Here is a 16,941-nt window from a genome sequence, read left to right as displayed (position 1 = left end):
ATCAGAGTTGAATGCGCTTTAGGGTTCAAATTAATAAAATAGAAGTGAATGCATGCTTAAATTACCACTAACTTTTTATGATGAGTCAGGGCGAATTCTACCTCCCCGTTGGCTTTACAGCGTGTTTATACTTCTATGCATTGACTGGCTCGCGTTCGTCTTTTCTCTGGCTTCCCGCACTCAAACTAGTGAGTTACTTACGTTCTTTTACCCACAAAAAGAAACGTTAGGGTTGGGGTTAGCGGCAAGTTTACCGGTGTTAATTGCGTTATCTTTGGTTAGTCAACGAGATCGCTTATGGAAAAAAGGCTTTTTAGCATGGCGCCGATGGGTTATTCCGCTGGCTCAATTGGGGGTGTTGGCATTGTTAAGTGTTCAGCTTTACTACGCTATGCATCATCACTGGGGGTTTGAAACTATTACGGGTGTAAAAATCGTTTTTTACAGTATAGCCTTGTACGCAATTTCAAAAAGTCGTCATTTAAAGTGGATGGTAGAGGATTGGGAAACACCTAACCCCTGAACCTCATTCTCCAAAAACATCTTTATGGGAAATATATTAAATGCACTCAATTGAACAGACGTAAAACTGAGTGCAAAATCTGTCAGAACGTTAGTGGCTGCGTAAGTGGTTCCCCAACGCCTGTTCATAGTAGGCAAATACGCTGATTTGACTGTCGTTAACCAGACGTTCATAGCAAATACCCGCTAAGGCATAGGTATTTTCACCAACCTGAAGAAAAACGGCAGGTGCTTTAGGATTTGACTGATCGTAAATCCATTCACCATCTAGCTGCGCTTTTAAAATTTCTCCAACGTAAGCGCCAAAGATATTACAGATGGTGAACACTGCTTCATCTTCTAACGCTAAATCGTGATATTTATCTACGAAACTAAGTAAAATGTCGTCCACCAGTGCTACGCTAGCGGGTGAGTGGTCGAGTACAATATCGAACTCATCAGCTGCTGTTACCACAGCGTCCTTCGCGCAATCTGCCATTAATTTATTGAGTTCATCAGGTGACATGTTGTTCTCCTTCTCACCGATACTTTTGGTATAACAAGCTAACGCTTAAAAAGTCGTTAAGACAAGGTGTTATAAGTTTTTGACTATTGTGCGCAAGTTATCGGCTAAAGTCTATTTTTGTCCAGTTAATCTATTTATTACACTTGCAGCGGCAAACATACCAAAGGTGGCGGTTACCGTGACCACAGCACCAAAGCCGCCTGCACAGTCTAGTCGAGTACCACCTTCCATTGCAGATTTGTTGTAACAAACCGAGCCGTCAGGTTGTGGGTAGCGCAATTGCTCTGTTGAATAGATACACTCAACGCCAAAGCGGCGTTTTGGGTTTTTACTAAAATTATAGTTACGTCTAAGCTCACTGCGTAGCTTAGCTGCTAGGGGGTCTTGTGTTGTTTTAGCTAAATCGCCTTTAGTGACTTGAGTTGGGTCTATTTGACCGCCCGCGCCGCCAACCGTAACAATGGGAATTTTATTGCGTTTACAGTGAGCTATCATCGCCGCTTTAGCGCGAATACTGTCGGTGGCATCGACCACAGCGTGCATTTCTTTGGTTAAAAGTGTGGCCGTATTTTCTGGAGTGACAAAATCCTCAATACAATTCACTTTGCAAGCAGGATTTATCAAGTGAATTCTCGATGCAATAGCGTCGACCTTTGCTTCTCCTATGGTATTTGAAAGCGCGTGAATTTGGCGATTTGTATTAGTTACGCAAACATCGTCTAAATCAATAAGGGTTATAGTACCAATGCCCGAACGAGCTAGTGCTTCTGCAGTCCAACTTCCCACACCGCCAATGCCGACTACAGCCACATGACTGTTGGCTAAATTATTAGTTTGCTGTGCGCCATATAAACGCACAATACCGCCTAAACGTGGATCATCAGACATGTTTCACTTCACTTAAAAATAAACTAACTCAAAGGCGTGTGTTTACACAAAAACGTGCAAACACGCTAGCAGGGCGCGCATCATCTCAAAAGTGGACACTAAAGATCAAGACACTCCAGTTTTTTCGAATAATAAATCCGATTTTAAGCGACATACGTTCTACCCAATACATGTTTAAATGAATTCATTGTTTATGAAATAATAAAAAGGGGCAGGCATATGGGCTTACTCGTTGATGGAAAATGGCAAGACAAGTGGTACGACACCAGCAAAAATGGTGGGAAATTTGAGCGCCAAGCATCTAAATTTCGTGACAAAGTCAGTAACGAAGATGGTTCCACGTTTCCCGCTGAATCTGATCGCTATCATCTTTATGTCTCGTTAGCTTGTCCTTGGGCCCACAGGGCGCTCATATTTAGAAAGTTAAAGGGATTGGAGGCGCATATTGATGTTTCGGTGGTACACCCTGAGATGCTTGATCAAGGCTGGGAGTTTAAAGATTACCCTGGGTCAACGGGAGATAAGCTTTATAACTTTGATTATGCCCATCAAATTTATACTAAGGCAGAACCTGAGATAACCACCCGTGTCACTGTTCCAATCCTTTGGGATAAACGAACAGAAACTATCGTTAATAATGAATCAGCTGAAATTATCCGTATTTTTAACAGTGGGTTTAATTCACTGACTAATAATGAAGACGATTATTATCCTAACGCCCAACGTGAAGAAATTGATGCCATCAACAATATGGTGTATCACGACATAAATAATGGCGTGTATAAAGCTGGATTTGCTACAACGCAAGAGGCCTATGAAGAGGCAGTAACTGCATTGTTCTGCGCGCTAGATAGGGTTGAAGAAAGGTTGAGTAAACAACGTTATTTGGTTGGCAGCAAAATAACAGAAGCTGACTGGCGCTTATTTACCACGCTGATACGCTTCGACGCTGTGTACCACGGACACTTTAAATGCAATAAAAAACAAATCGCAGACTATCCAAACATCTACGGCTATATGAAAGAACTTTATCAAGTTCCGGGCGTTGCTGAAACGGTAAACTTCGACCATATCAAAAGGCACTATTACTACAGCCACACTATGATAAATCCAACCCAGGTAATCCCCGTTGGGCCAGAGCAAGATCTTATGTCGCCTCACGGGCGCGATAAAATAGGACGTTGAAGCACCCAAGGTCGGTAATACAAAAAGCTAAACGCGAAGTTCGTAAAAGATAGTGAAGGTTAAGATTTAAGGTAGATACACATTATGTCAGTGGAAGTGAGTGAACAAAAATCGATAGAGAAAGTGGTTACAGGTATGCCAACAAGTGATGGCGCGGGGGTGTCGCTTACTCGTATTATCGGACAACCTGAACTACCTCGCCTCGATCCCTTTTTAATGTTGGATTTTTTTGGTTCAGATAATCCAGGTGAATACATTGCTGGTTTTCCACCACATCCTCACCGTGGTTTTCAGACAGTTACTTATATGCTTGCAGGAAAAATGCGCCATAAAGACTCTGTAGGCAATGAGGGGGTTATTGATGCTGGTGGCATTCAATGGATGAATGCGGGTCGAGGCATAATACATGAAGAAATGCCAGAGCAGGAGGAGGGCTTGTTACAAGGCTTTCAGCTGTGGGTGAATCTTCCGGCCGTAGAGAAAATGTCAGCGCCCAACTATCAAGACATACAGCCAGATAGTGTGCCTACAGTACACATTCAAGATGCAGTAATCAAAGTGTTAGCAGGTGAAATTGACGGTGTGAAAGGGCCTGTGAAGACAACGGCGGTTGCTCCTACTTTTTTAGACGTTGCACTACGAAGCGGGAGTTCGGAAATTGCACTGGGTTCGGATGAAGCTGCCTTTATTTATGCGTACGAGGGAAACGTGGTCATTAATAGCGGCGAACTTAGCAAAGAAACAATTGTGTCGCAGGGAGAGTTGGGTGTTTTGTCACAAAGTGGCAAGCAGCTATCTGTATCCGCTGATACAGGTTGTAAGTTTATAGTGGTCTCAGGTAAACCTATTGAAGAGCCTGTGGTCCAATATGGGCCTTTTGTAATGAACACTCAGCAGGAAATTGTTCAGGCATTTAACGATTACCAAAGCGGTTCATTAGCAAAGTAGATACAAGGTTTGCCTGATTTGATTCGACGATGGGTAATTATCTATGCGGACTGGTAGTAGATTGGGCTTTTAGTCAATACCTCTTCATTAGGTTCAGCAAGGAGCTGCACTGCCAATGCATTTTGAAAGCGTCGCCGAAAAACATGTGCTATCACTTTTAGAATTTGAGCGTAGTAACAAAGCCTATTTTGAATTGTCTATAGCACCAAGAGAGGCAGCGTTCTATTCATTGGATGGCGTTGGCTACCACATTAGCGAATTGCTTTACTTACAACAGCAGGAAAGAGCTTGGGGTTATTTGCTTGTTGATGAGCAACGAAATAACCAGATTGTAGCGCGTGCTAACATCAAAAATAGAGCAGGCGACAAGGCGGAAATCGGCTATCGAGTTGCAGAGAAGGATTGTGGAAAAGGCATTGCTTCTCGCTGCGTCTCATTTTTAATTGAGGAGGCCAAAAGCATGGGCATAAAATTGCTCACTGCAGAAGTCATGGACAATAATGCCGCTTCTGAAAAAGTTCTTATCAAGAATGGCTTTAGTCCAAAGCTGTGCTTTCGCCGAAAGTATCGTCATCTAGGCGCTTTCCATAACAGTATCTACTTCGAACTTGCGCTTTAAACTCATCGATTGAAAACAGCGTGAGCAAAACGTTGCGCTATTCAAATTGAATTAGTAATTCACTCCCTCTAATGATTTAATATCGGTATGTCTAATCTCTTTTACGACAATAACAAAAGGGGCGTATGCGCTTTTTTGTTGTAAAAGGCGATAATGTAATCATAAATAGTTAAAACACAGGGAATTTCGATCCAAATGTCAACCCCAATTACCTGCTTTAAAGCGTACGATATTCGTGGCGAATTGAACTCACAACTGACTGAAGATGTTGCGTATCGAATTGGCTATGCTTTTGCGCAAGAATTAAATGCGAAAACTGTTGTTGTTGGTAGTGATGTGCGTCTTACGTCAACACCATTAAAATTAGCGTTAAGCGCGGGTCTAATCGATGCTGGTGCAACAGTGACCGATATTGGCATGGCAGGAACAGAAGAAATTTATTTCGCTACCAAACACCTTGGCGTTGATGGTGGCATTGAAGTAACAGCAAGTCATAACCCCATTAATTACAACGGTATGAAACTGGTGAAGTCAGGCTCTGTTCCAATTAGTGGCGACACAGGCCTAAACGCGATAAAAGAGAAAGCGGAAGCACTAGAAGATAGCTTCGTTTCAGAGCGATTAGCACACTACACGGAGGGTGCGTTGATTGATGCTGATGCGTTTTTTAACGGTACGGCCCATGTAAAAGAAGACAAGCTTTCTGAAACCGATAAATATGCGGTTAAATCGTGTATGTCTGACTATGTTTCTCACATGCTTTCTTACGTTAATTTGAGCAATTTTACGCCGTTAAAAGTGGTGGTTAATGCAGGTAATGGTGCCGCAGGCCCCGCGCTAGACGCTATTGAAAAAGAAATGAAAGTGCAGGGTGTTCCGATAGAGTTTGTTAAAGTACATCACAATGCTGATGGTACATTTCCAAACGGCATCCCCAATCCATTGTTACCTGAAAACCGTGCTGACACGGCTGACGCTGTTAAAGCGTCGGGAGCTGATTTTGGCATTGCATGGGATGGTGATTTCGACCGTTGCTTCTTGTTTGACGCTGATGGTGAATTTATTGAAGGGTATTATATCGTTGGCTTGCTTGCTGAAGCCTTTATCGAGAAAAACACCGACAGTAAAATCATTTATGACCCTCGCGTATACTGGAATACAGAAGATATCGTAGCGAATGCAGGTGGTACACCCATTAAGTCGAAAACCGGCCATGCGTTTATTAAAGAGCGTATGCGCAAAGAAGATGCGGTCTATGGCGGTGAAATGAGTGCGCACCACTACTTTAGAGATTTTGCCTACTGTGATTCAGGCATGATCCCTTGGTTGTTAATTGCCGAATTGGTGTGTGTGAAAAAGCAAACACTAGCGAGTATGGTAAAAGCGCGAATTGAAGCGTTTCCATCTTCTGGTGAAATTAACAGTAAACTAAAAGATGCTGACGCAGCGCTGGAACGCGTTACAAATAAATATCAGCCACTAGCCAGCGTAATCGATACTACCGATGGTTTGGGCCTGGAGTTTGGCACATGGCGCTTTAATTTACGTAAATCGAATACTGAGCCAGTTATTCGTTTAAACGTTGAAAGTAAAGGCGACATTGCGTTGATGGAACAAAAAACCGAAGAGCTACTTTCGCTTATTCGCGCTGAATAACCACGGTACTTTTCGTTAATAACGCTAGGTCAACAGGCCCTAGATAAGTAAAAAACGAAGGCGATAATATTTTGATATTATCGCCTTTTTTGTTTTCGAGATTTGAACTTGTTAAAGCTCTATTTATCAATTGCTTAAGCTGGTTATGCGTAACTTTACGGTTTGAGTTAGACACTCGCTTAATCACCGCAGGCTTTTGCCTCTATTACTTTTTTGCAATTAACTAATGTCATGCCTTTAACGCTAAGCTCTTAGTAACAACGTTAGACGAGCAAGTAAATCATCCACGCGTGACAGATAACAACGACACTTGTTAATCCCATCCGCAAGCTTATGTAACTTACAATCTGCTCTTTAGGAAGACTAAGGATAAACTTGTCGTAAATAAGTACGGCGACGTAGCTTAGCGATAACACGCCAAACACCTTCACGTCGTGAGAGAACACTAAACACAACCACCCAATTATGGTCGGCAACATAGCGACGAGCATTTGCTTGTCGTAACGTTGATTACTTATTGCGTCCCACCAATGGATACCACCAAAGAAAGACAATAGCACGGCTGAGTATTGGACAAAGTAAACGGCGCTTTGTGTAAGCGATAACAGGTTAAGCTGATAAGCCAGTGGCATAGCCACAAAAGGAATGAGACCGGCAATACCTAGAAAAACCGCTGAATAGGGCATTGTTGTTCCTTGAAGTAATCTTGTATAAACAAAAATAGCGCCTTAAAGGCGCTATTTTTACTATTAAGCGTAATACTTAGTTCAGTATTTACTAATTTACTACTTAATTGGCGTGTACTTACGCTGGTTATGACCAGTGTAAAGCTGACGAGGACGACCGATTTTTTGTTTAGGGTCGCTCATCATTTCATGCCAGTGTGAAATCCAACCTACTGTACGAGACAGGGCAAAAATACACGTAAACATGTTAGTTGGAATACCAATCGCTTTAAGTACGATACCAGAATAGAAGTCTACGTTCGGGAACAGTTTCTTCTCTGCGAAGTACGGGTCACTCAACGCAATCTTTTCTAGCTCCATCGCTACTTCTAGTAGTGGATCTTTTACGTTAAGCTCGCTTAATACTTCGTGACAGCTTTCACGCATTACTGTTGCACGTGGATCGTGGTTCTTATAAACACGGTGACCGAAGCCCATAAGACGGAATGGGTCATTCTTGTCTTTAGCGCGTGCAATAAACTCAGGAATACGATCAACTGTGCCAATTTCTTCTAGCATGTTCAGACATGCTTCGTTTGCACCACCATGAGCAGGACCCCAAAGTGAAGCAACACCAGCAGAAATACATGCATATGGGTTCGCACCAGAAGAACCGGCAAGACGAACGGTAGACGTTGAAGCATTCTGTTCGTGGTCTGCGTGAAGCGTAAAGATACGGTCCATCGCGCGCTCAACAGCTGGGCTGATTTGATATTCTTCTGCTGGTACAGAGAACATCATGTTCAGGAAGTTAGCTGCATAGCTTAAGTCGTTTCGTGGATAAACAAACGGCTGACCTACATTGTACTTGTAGCACATAGCGACAAGAGTAGGCATTTTAGCAATTAGACGGTGCGCGCTGCGAATGCGCTGTTCTTCATTAGAAACGTCTAAATCGCTGTGGTAGAACGAAGACATCGCGCCAACGGTACCACATAGCATTGCCATAGGGTGGGCGTCGTTGCGGAAACCGTGGAAGAACATGTTAATTTGTTCATGTACCATGGTGTGACGAGTAATTGTCTCTTTAAATTCTTCGTACTGTTCTTTTGTCGGTGCATCACCGTGAAGAAGCATGTGACAAACTTCTAAGTAGTCTGCGTCACGCGCTAGTTCTTCGATAGGGAAACCGCGGTGTAATAATACACCTTGAGCGCCATCAATGTAGGTAATTGAAGACTCGCAAGATCCTGTCGCCATAAAACCTGGGTCGTACGTGAAATAACCGTGCTGGCCTAACGTACGGACATCGATTACATCTTGTCCTTCGGTGCCAGACAAGATAGGAAGCTCGATTTCCTTACCGCCGGCTTTAAGAATGGCTTTCTGATCTGCCATAAAATGCTCTCCTCAGAATGGTTCTGTTTGCAGCGAAAACGGACGAAAATATCCGCTTCGTTGGGAAAAGTGGGCGTATTTGTACTTTATTATGCACCAACAAGTCAATTTAATTGCATATTTGCACAATAAATATTCCGAATTGCTTAAAAAAATACTAGCAATCAGATAACGATTAATTAACTCGTTGGGATTTCACTTTGCCCGATACGGTGCAATTATCAATGGCTTTTCGATAAAGGTAAACCACCGAACGATAAATATATTAACAGGTTAGTTTAAAAAGTAACCTTTTGATGAGGAATAAATACGCATACAGATTAAAAGTGCTTAATTTCTCGTTGTTATGCATAGTTATTCCATTTAGCTGCTGGTAAACTTCTTAACACTGTAATTGCGCTCGTTTAAACGTGTTGCGCTCAATTTTGATCTCTTTTTATTCAAAATAATTATCATAAAAGTGTATATAGCGACTAAAGTCTTACTACGGCACAAAAAATTGTAATTATATACTACGCTGGATATACTCAGCGGTGCTTTGGAAATGGAATAATTATTCTGTTACAGGCATTAAAGAATAATTCACAAATTGTTAACAACTCAATGGATGAGGCAATTAACAGGTTAAAAATCGAATTCACTTACTCAGGACATAATAAAGGTAAGAAATTCATTATCCCCTACGGATTAAACAGGCATACATTGTGAAAAAGCAAAGACCAGTAAATTTAGAACTCAATACTATTAAATTTCCGCCCTCTGCTATTTCGTCAATTCTCCACCGTGTAACCGGTGTTGCAATGTTCTTCGCGCTACTTTTTGTTATCTGGGCATGGGCAGTTTCTGTTCATTCGCCTGAAGGTTTCGCGGACGTACAAGCAATCATGGACGGTTTCTTTGGAAAATTTGTCGCAATTGGCACAGCTTCAGCGCTGACATATCACATTCTAGGCGGCCTAAGACACGTTGTTATGGATTTAGGTCACTGGGAAGAATTAGAGTCGGGTAACACAAGTGCAAAAGCAGTAATCGCACTTTGGGTTGTACTGACCGTAGTATTGGGAGTTGCATTATGGTAACCAACCAAGCAAGCATTAAGCGTGACGGCGTACAAGACTACGTTTCACTTCGCGCTACAGCAGCAATTATTTTCGCGTACTCGGTTTTCATGGCGTGGTTCTTTATTACCACCGATAACCTAACGTTTATCGAATGGCGAGGGTTGTTCTCTGGCCTGGCTATGAAAGTTTTCACATTGGCAGCACTAGTAGCAGTGATGATCCACGTGCGCATCGGCCTTTGGCAGGTGCTTACAGACTATGTTAAATCAGCAGGTCTGCGCGCAGGACTACAATATATCTTAAATATCATCGCGTTCGGCTATGTAGCTGTTGGCCTATTCGTATTGTGGGGAGTGTAAAATGAGTTTACCCGTTCACGAGTTTGATGCAGTAGTAATTGGTGCTGGCGGTGCAGGTATGCGCGCAGCACTACAGATTTCGCAGTCTGGTAAATCATGTGCACTGTTATCAAAAGTATTTCCAACCCGTTCTCATACTGTGTCTGCTCAAGGTGGTATTACTGTAGCACTTGGTAATTCACACGAAGACAATTGGGAATGGCACATGTATGACACCGTTAAGGGCTCTGATTATATCGGTGACCAAGACGCTATCGAATACATGTGTAAAACTGGTCCAGAAGCCATTATCGAAATGGAAAATATGGGTCTACCATTTTCTCGTTTCGAAAACGGTAAAATCTACCAGCGTCCTTTTGGCGGTCAGTCTAAGAACTTTGGTGGCGAGCAGGGCGCTCGTACAGCAGCTGCAGCCGACCGTACTGGTCACGCGCTTCTACACCTTCTTTACCAGCAAAACGTAAAGAACAAAACAAAAGTTTTCTCTGAGTGGTATGCACTTGACCTAGTTAAGAACCAAGACGGAGACGTTGTTGGTTGTACCGCGATTGATATCGAATCTGGTGAAGTAGTTTACTTCAAGTCTCGCGCTGTTGTATTAGCAACAGGCGGTGCAGGTCGAATTTACGCATCTACTACAAACGCACACATCAATACCGGTGACGGTGTTGGTATGGCACTTCGTGCAGGCGTTGCAGTTCAAGATATGGAAATGTGGCAGTTCCACCCAACAGGTATCGCTGGCGCAGGAACATTGGTAACAGAAGGTTGTCGTGGTGAAGGTGGTTACCTTCTCAATAAAGACGGCGAACGTTTCATGGAACGTTATGCACCTAACGCGAAAGATCTTGCTGGTCGTGACGTTGTTGCGCGTTCAATGATGACTGAAATTCGTGAAGGTCGCGGTTGTGAAGGCCCATGGGGTACTCACATTAAGCTTAAGCTTGACCACCTAGGTAAAGACGTTCTTGAGTCTCGTCTACCTGGTATCCTTGAACTTTCACGTACGTTTGCGCACGTTGACCCAGTGAAAGAGCCAATTCCAGTAATTCCTACTTGTCACTATATGATGGGTGGTATTCCTACCAACGTTGATGGCCAATGTCTAACGGTTGATGAAAACGGTAACGACAAGGTTGTTAACGGTCTATTTGCATGTGGTGAGATTGCCTGTGTATCTGTACATGGTGCGAACCGTCTTGGCGGTAACTCACTTCTTGACCTTGTTGTATTCGGTCGCGCGACCGGTTTACACCTTGGTAAAACATTGTCTGAAATGGCACCAACACGCGACGCATCAGAGTCTGATCTTGAAGCCTCTATGACGCGTTTCAACCGTTGGGAAAATTCAGAGAAAGGTAAGGGCGAAGATCCAGTACAAATTAAGAAAGACTTGCAGAAATGCATGCAGCTTAACTTCTCAGTATTCCGTGAAGGTGAAGCAATGGCGGAAGGTCTTAAAGAGCTTAGCGAAATTCGCGAGCGTCTTAAGCATGCACGCCTTGACGACAAGAGCGCAGACTTCAATACCCAGCGTATTGAATGTTTAGAGCTTGATAACCTAATGGAAACCGCGTACAGCACAGCAGTAGCAGCGAACTTCAGAACGGAAAGCCGTGGTGCTCACAGCCGCTTCGACTTCCCAGACCGTGATGACGATAACTGGTTATGCCACAGCATCTACGATCCGAACACTGATAAAATGCTTAAACGTGAAGTGAATATGGCGCCTAAGCTTAGGGAAGCATTCCCGCCTAAAGTGCGTTCATATTAAGAGAGGCAACGATCATGCAATTAACTTTTTCGATTTATCGTTACAACCCAGAAGTAGATGCGAAGCCTCGCATGCAAGACTACACTCTAGAAGTAGAGGAAGGCCAGGACATGATGGTGCTAGACGCGCTACTTGCACTTAAAGAGCAAGATCCGACGCTTTCTTTCCGTCGCTCTTGCCGTGAAGGTGTGTGTGGTTCAGACGGTGTGAACATGAACGGCAAAAATGGCCTTGCGTGTATCACTCCTTTATCTGCACTGGGCAAAGGTAAAATAGTAGTTCGTCCACTTCCAGGTCTACCTGTTGTACGTGACCTTGTTGTTGATATGACGCAGTTCTACACACAGTACGAAAAGATTAAGCCGTTCTTAATCAACGACAGTAAGCAGCCGCCAGCGCGCGAACACTTACAGTCACCTGAAGAGCGTGCGAAACTTGACGGTCTTTACGAGTGTATTCTATGTGCATGTTGTTCAACGTCATGCCCATCTTTTTGGTGGAACCCTGATAAGTTCATCGGTCCTGCTGGTCTACTTCACGCGTATCGTTTCCTTATCGATAGCCGTGATACGGCAACTGAAGAGCGTCTTAACGACCTTGATGATGCGTTCAGCGTATTCCGCTGTCACGGTATCATGAACTGTGTAAGTGTATGTCCTAAGGGCTTAAACCCTACAAAAGCGATAGGCCAAATTAAGTCTATGCTTTTACAACGGGCTGTTTAGTACTATATTCTGATAACTTCCTAAAGTTACAGATAGTGATGCTCTAAATAGCCATCCCAAAAGGATGGCTATTTTTTTATATATTCGCTGTTATAACACTTGGTTATGCTGAGAATAACCTTATAATACATCTTGATTGTTAACTAGATTTTATAAAACGTAGCAAGGCAAATTAAATGCAAGAAAGCGTGATGAAAGCGTGGTGGGATTCCTCGCACATGGCAGGTGCCAACGCTGCCTATGTTGAAGAGTTGTATGAAACTTATTTAGAAGACCCGCAAAGTGTCTCTGAAAATTGGCGACAAATCTTCGATAACCTCCCCAAAGTCGATGGCGTAGAGTTAGAAACCAATCATACAACAATTAAAAATCAATTTAGGCAACTTGCTGCGTTAGGGCCAACCGCCCGCATGTCTAGTCCGTCTGTGCCTTCTGCAAATGTTTCAGACGACAGGCAAGTTAAAGTTCTTCAGTTAATCAATGCGTTCCGCTTCCGCGGTCATCAGCACGCAAACCTTGACCCGCTAGGTCTATGGAAACAAGAGCGTGTACGCGATTTAGAACTTTCTCACCACAGCCTTTCTGAGCAAGATTTCGATTCAGTATTTAATGTAGGTTCGTATGCCATTGGCAAAGATTCAATGCCATTGGGTGAACTGTTTAAATCGTTAAACCGCACATACTGTGGCTCTATCGGTGCAGAGTACATGCATATTACCGATACTGAACAGAAACGCTGGTTGCAACAAAAAATTGAATCTGTTCAAGCAAAACCTGAAATTTCTCGCGACGAAAAGCTAGGAATTCTTAAAGGTCTTACTGCGGCTGACGGAATGGAAAAGTACTTGGGTTCTAAATTCCCAGGGGCAAAGCGTTTCTCTCTAGAAGGCGGCGATGCACTTATTCCTATGCTGAAAGGTTTAATCACCAAGGCTGGCACTGCAGGTACCAAAGAAGTGGTTATCGGCATGGCTCACCGTGGTCGTTTGAACGTGCTAGTTAACGTATTGGGTAAAAACCCATCAGTACTGTTTGATGAATTTTCAGGTAAGCACGACGACTCACTAGGCGCGGGTGACGTGAAATACCACGCAGGTTTCTCGTCTGACTTCGCAACACCTGGTGGCAATGTTCACTTAGCACTAGCGTTTAACCCGTCTCACCTTGAGATTGTAAACCCTGTAGTTATGGGTTCTGTACGTGCACGTCTTGCGCGCCGCAATGATGACACGAATACAGTACTTCCTATCACTATTCACGGTGACTCGGCAATTGCTGGTCAGGGTGTAGTACAAGAAACCTTCAACATGTCGCAAACTCGCGGCTTTGCTGTGGGTGGTACAGTTCGAATCGTGGTAAACAACCAGGTTGGTTTCACTACGTCAAAAACTGAAGATACCCGTTCAACGCAATACTGTACTGACATTGCTAAAATGGTACAGGCGCCAATTTTCCACGTGAACTCAGACGATCCAGAAGCGGTTGCCTTTGTTACACAGCTTGCGCTTGAATACCGTAATAAGTTTAAGAAAGACGTTGTAATTGATTTAGTTTGTTACCGTCGTCATGGTCACAACGAAGCGGATGAGCCAAACGCCACGCAGCCGTTGATGTACCAAAAAATTAAAAAGCATCCAGTTCCACGCGTAATCTATGCTGATCAGCTAATTGCTGAAGGTGTGATAGAGCAACGTGATGCAGATCGTTATGTTGAAGAGTACCGTGAAGCTCTTGACCACGGCGCGTGCGTTGTTGAAGAGTGGCGTCCAATGACAGAGCACAGCGTTGACTGGTCTCCATATCTCGGTCACGACTGGGATACGCCTTACGATGGTTCGCTTTCAGTTGAGAAGCTTAAAGAGCTAGGTGAGTCAATCACTACTATTCCTGAAGAGCACAAGCTTCAGTCTCGCGTAAACAAGCTTTACCAAGACCGTAAAGCAATGGTCGCAGGTGAAAAGTTACTTGATTGGGGTATGGCTGAAAACTTGGCCTATGCCACTATCGTTGATGCCGGCGAAGATATTCGTATTACCGGTCAGGATTCAGGCCGTGGTACTTTCTTCCACCGTCACGCGGTATTGCACAATCAAAAAGATGCGTCGACATATATGCCATTACAGCATATTCGTGAAGGACAGGGCGAGATCGAAATTTACGACTCTGTACTTTCAGAAGAAGCGGTTATGGCATTCGAGTATGGTTATGCGACAGCAGAGCCTACATGTCTGACTATTTGGGAAGCCCAGTTTGGTGACTTCGCTAATGGTGCGCAGGTTGTATTTGATCAGTTCTTGAGCTCAGGTGAAGCGAAGTGGGGTCGTTTGTGTGGCCTAACCGTTTTACTTCCACATGGTTATGAAGGCCAAGGCCCAGAGCATAGTTCTGCGCGTCTTGAGCGATTCTTGCAAATGTGTGCTGACCACAACTGGCAAGTGTGTGTACCTTCAACACCCGCTCAGGTTTACAACATGCTTAGACGCCAAGTGGTTCGTCCAATGCGTAAACCACTTATTGTGATGTCACCTAAGTCACTATTACGTCATCCAATGGCTGTATCTTCGTTAGAGGAACTTGCAGAAGGCAAATTCCATAACGTAATTGGCGAAATTGATGATATCGATCCGAAGAATGTGAAGCGTGTTGTTATGTGTTCAGGCAAGGTTTACTACGATTTGTTAGACCAGCGCCGTAAAAATGAGCAAACAGACGTCGCAATCATCCGTTTAGAGCAACTTTATCCATTCCCACAAGAAGAATGCGCTAAAGTTGTGGCACAATACAGCCACGTAAAAGATTGGGTTTGGTGTCAAGAAGAGCCTCAAAACCAAGGCGCTTGGTACTGTAGCCAACACCATTTCTGGCAAGCAATTCCAGATGGTGCAAAATTAACATATGCAGGTCGTGATGCATCCTCGTCACCTGCAGTAGGTTATGTATCCGTTCACAACCAGCAACAGAAAGCCCTGGTTGAAAACGCACTCACAATTAAATAAGGAACAGTAATGACAATTGAGATAAAAGTTCCGGTTCTACCTGAGTCAGTTGCCGATGCCACCATTGCAACCTGGCACGTAAAGGCCGGTGACGCAGTTAAACGAGACCAGAACCTGGTTGATATTGAAACTGATAAAGTGGTTTTAGAAGTTGTGGCGCCAGCGGACGGTACAATTGGTGAGATCCTAAACGAAGAGGGTGCAACTGTTTTAGGCGAGCAAGTTATTGCTAAACTAGAAAAGGGTGGTGCTGCACCAGCTGAAGCTAAAACAGAAAGCAAAGCGAAAGACGATTCTAAATCAGATGCGGCTCCAGCGGCTTCTGGAAAAACATCTGATGTTAAAGTACCAGTACTTCCTGAATCTGTAGCTGACGCGACAATCGCAACGTGGCACGTAGCTGTAGGTGAAGCAGTTTCTCGCGACCAAAATTTGGTTGATATCGAAACTGATAAAGTAGTACTAGAAGTTGTTGCTCCTGCAGACGGTTCTCTTGCTGAAATTATCGCAGAAGAGGGCGCCACTGTAACAGCTGAAGAAGTGATTGCTAAATTTGTAGAAGGTGCAGCAAGCGGCGCTTCTGCTCCAGCAGCGTCAAGCGAAAGCGATGACAGTGACGAGAGCAGCGATGCGCTTAGTCCTTCTGTTCGTCGTTTACTTGCAGAAAAAGGTGTTGACGCAGCTAAAGTGAAAGGCACTGGCAAAAATGGCCGTATCACTAAAGAAGACGTCGAGAAATACCTTAAAGGCGGCGACAGCTCAGCGAAGGCAGCGCCTGCTGCGTCTGAATCTGTTTCAGCTGACTTACCAACGGGTAATCGTACTGAGAAGCGTGTTCCTATGACACGTCTTCGTAAGACAATTGCTAATCGTCTTCTTGAAGCGAAGAACTCTACAGCAATGCTAACAACGTTTAACGAAGTAAACATGAAGCCAATCATGGATCTTCGTAAGCAGTACCAAGACAGCTTTGAGAAGCGTCACGGTATTCGCCTTGGTTTCATGTCTTTCTACGTGAAAGCGGTAACCGAAGCCCTTAAGCGTTTCCCTGAAGTTAACGCGTCTATCGACGGTGATGACATTGTTTATCACAACTACTTCGATGTATCGATTGCTGTTTCTACACCACGTGGCCTTGTAACACCAGTACTTAAAGATACTGACACACTAGGCATGGCAGGTGTTGAAAAAGGAATTAAGGAACTAGCACTTAAAGGCCGTGACGGTAAGCTGTCATTGGCTGAACTACAAGGTGGTAATTTCACAATCACCAACGGTGGTGTGTTTGGTTCACTAATGTCTACACCAATCATTAACCCGCCACAGAGCGCTATTTTGGGTATGCATAAAATCCAAGATCGTCCAATGGCTGTTAATGGCAAAGTAGAAATTCTACCAATGATGTACCTAGCGCTTTCTTATGACCACCGTATTATCGATGGTAAAGAATCAGTAGGTTTCTTGGTAACCGTTAAAGAGATGCTAGAAGATCCAACACGTCTACTTCTAGACGTATAAGACTTTCGTCTCACGGAATTGTGGTTAGGCGTTTAGCTTGTGTATGCTTGCTTTGCGCCTAACGCAACGCTGATATTTGCCCTATAATATCAGTCAAACTAATCAAGTCGCATTTGCGGCTT

Annotated in this window: 15 protein-coding genes; 11 read left to right on the top strand and 4 right to left on the bottom strand. The window is 43.8% G+C overall.

From position 1 onward, the window contains the following. Positions 1 to 52: 52 nt before the first annotated feature. Complete coding sequence (locus MHN00_RS12165) at positions 53 to 523, top strand: DUF2919 family protein (protein WP_014976532.1); 471 nt, start codon at positions 53 to 55, stop codon at positions 521 to 523. Between the two features lie 90 nt (positions 524 to 613). On the opposite strand, the gene MHN00_RS12160 is transcribed toward MHN00_RS12165, so the two are convergent. Both MHN00_RS12160 and tcdA read right to left on the bottom strand, forming a co-directional pair. After that, on the bottom strand, positions 614 to 1,027 hold the full coding sequence (locus tag MHN00_RS12160) for a hypothetical protein (RefSeq protein ID WP_014949436.1): 414 nt from the start codon (positions 1,025 to 1,027) through the stop codon (positions 614 to 616). A 111-nt stretch (positions 1,028 to 1,138) separates the two neighbouring features. After that, a complete protein-coding gene (gene tcdA, locus MHN00_RS12155; RefSeq protein WP_014949437.1) occupies positions 1,139 to 1,915 on the bottom strand; it encodes a tRNA cyclic N6-threonylcarbamoyladenosine(37) synthase TcdA in 777 nt (258 codons plus the stop codon). A gap of 219 nt (positions 1,916 to 2,134) precedes the next feature. On the opposite strand from tcdA, the gene MHN00_RS12150 reads away from it, so the two are divergent. The 4 genes from MHN00_RS12150 (at position 2,135) to MHN00_RS12135 (ending at position 6,323) form a co-directional block, all read left to right on the top strand. After that, positions 2,135 to 3,100, top strand: a complete 966-nt coding sequence (locus tag MHN00_RS12150) for a glutathione S-transferase family protein (protein ID WP_014979276.1) — start codon at positions 2,135 to 2,137, stop codon at positions 3,098 to 3,100. Positions 3,101 to 3,184: 84 nt separating this feature from the next. Next, entirely contained in the window at positions 3,185 to 4,048 is an 864-nt protein-coding gene (locus tag MHN00_RS12145; protein ID WP_156086415.1) for a pirin family protein, read from the top strand. Positions 4,049 to 4,163: 115 nt separating this feature from the next. Further along, positions 4,164 to 4,667, top strand: a complete 504-nt coding sequence (locus tag MHN00_RS12140; protein ID WP_239301274.1) for a GNAT family protein — start codon at positions 4,164 to 4,166, stop codon at positions 4,665 to 4,667. 195 nt (positions 4,668 to 4,862) lie between these two features. Beyond that, positions 4,863 to 6,323, top strand: a complete 1,461-nt coding sequence (locus MHN00_RS12135) for a phosphomannomutase CpsG (protein WP_239301273.1) — start codon at positions 4,863 to 4,865, stop codon at positions 6,321 to 6,323. A gap of 263 nt (positions 6,324 to 6,586) precedes the next feature. Here MHN00_RS12135 and MHN00_RS12130 read toward each other — a convergent pair whose 3' ends face one another. Together MHN00_RS12130 and MHN00_RS12125 are read right to left on the bottom strand one after the other, a co-directional pair. Further along, positions 6,587 to 7,009, bottom strand: coding sequence for a DUF3429 domain-containing protein (locus MHN00_RS12130; RefSeq protein ID WP_014949443.1), 423 nt, complete (start codon positions 7,007 to 7,009; stop codon positions 6,587 to 6,589). Positions 7,010 to 7,108: 99 nt separating this feature from the next. Beyond that, entirely contained in the window at positions 7,109 to 8,386 is a 1,278-nt protein-coding gene (locus MHN00_RS12125) for a citrate synthase (RefSeq protein WP_014949444.1), read from the bottom strand. 704 nt (positions 8,387 to 9,090) lie between these two features. Here MHN00_RS12125 and sdhC point away from each other — a divergent pair. The 6 genes from sdhC to odhB all read left to right on the top strand — a co-directional run bounded on the left by sdhC (position 9,091) and on the right by odhB (position 16,819). Then, positions 9,091 to 9,465 (top strand): succinate dehydrogenase, cytochrome b556 subunit, encoded by a 375-nt coding sequence (gene sdhC / locus MHN00_RS12120; protein ID WP_014949445.1) that lies wholly within the window; start codon positions 9,091 to 9,093, stop codon positions 9,463 to 9,465. Beyond that, positions 9,459 to 9,806, top strand: coding sequence for a succinate dehydrogenase, hydrophobic membrane anchor protein (sdhD, locus tag MHN00_RS12115; RefSeq protein ID WP_014949446.1), 348 nt, complete (start codon positions 9,459 to 9,461; stop codon positions 9,804 to 9,806). Before sdhC ends, sdhD begins: the two co-directional genes overlap by 7 nt. A 1-nt stretch (position 9,807) precedes the next feature. Next, positions 9,808 to 11,580, top strand: a complete 1,773-nt coding sequence (gene sdhA / locus MHN00_RS12110) for a succinate dehydrogenase flavoprotein subunit (RefSeq protein ID WP_014949447.1) — start codon at positions 9,808 to 9,810, stop codon at positions 11,578 to 11,580. Between the two features lie 14 nt (positions 11,581 to 11,594). Beyond that, the gene (locus MHN00_RS12105) at positions 11,595 to 12,305 is read left to right on the top strand and encodes a succinate dehydrogenase iron-sulfur subunit (protein ID WP_012518362.1); all 711 of its coding nucleotides are present in this window, start codon (positions 11,595 to 11,597) and stop codon (positions 12,303 to 12,305) included. A gap of 176 nt (positions 12,306 to 12,481) precedes the next feature. Further along, positions 12,482 to 15,301 carry a 2-oxoglutarate dehydrogenase E1 component gene (gene sucA, locus MHN00_RS12100; protein ID WP_239301272.1) on the top strand — a complete coding sequence of 940 codons (2,820 nt, stop codon included), beginning with the start codon at positions 12,482 to 12,484 and terminating at the stop codon, positions 15,299 to 15,301. 9 nt (positions 15,302 to 15,310) lie between these two features. Then, a complete protein-coding gene (gene odhB / locus MHN00_RS12095) occupies positions 15,311 to 16,819 on the top strand; it encodes a 2-oxoglutarate dehydrogenase complex dihydrolipoyllysine-residue succinyltransferase (protein ID WP_239301271.1) in 1,509 nt (502 codons plus the stop codon). The last annotated feature ends 122 nt before the right edge of the window (positions 16,820 to 16,941 follow it).

The sequence above is a fragment of the Alteromonas sp. Cnat2-8 genome (assembly GCF_022348355.1).
Taxonomy (GTDB): domain Bacteria; phylum Pseudomonadota; class Gammaproteobacteria; order Enterobacterales; family Alteromonadaceae; genus Alteromonas; species Alteromonas macleodii.
The sequence above is the reverse complement of the archived record's forward strand: the minus strand, read 5'-3'. Positions and strand labels throughout refer to the sequence as shown.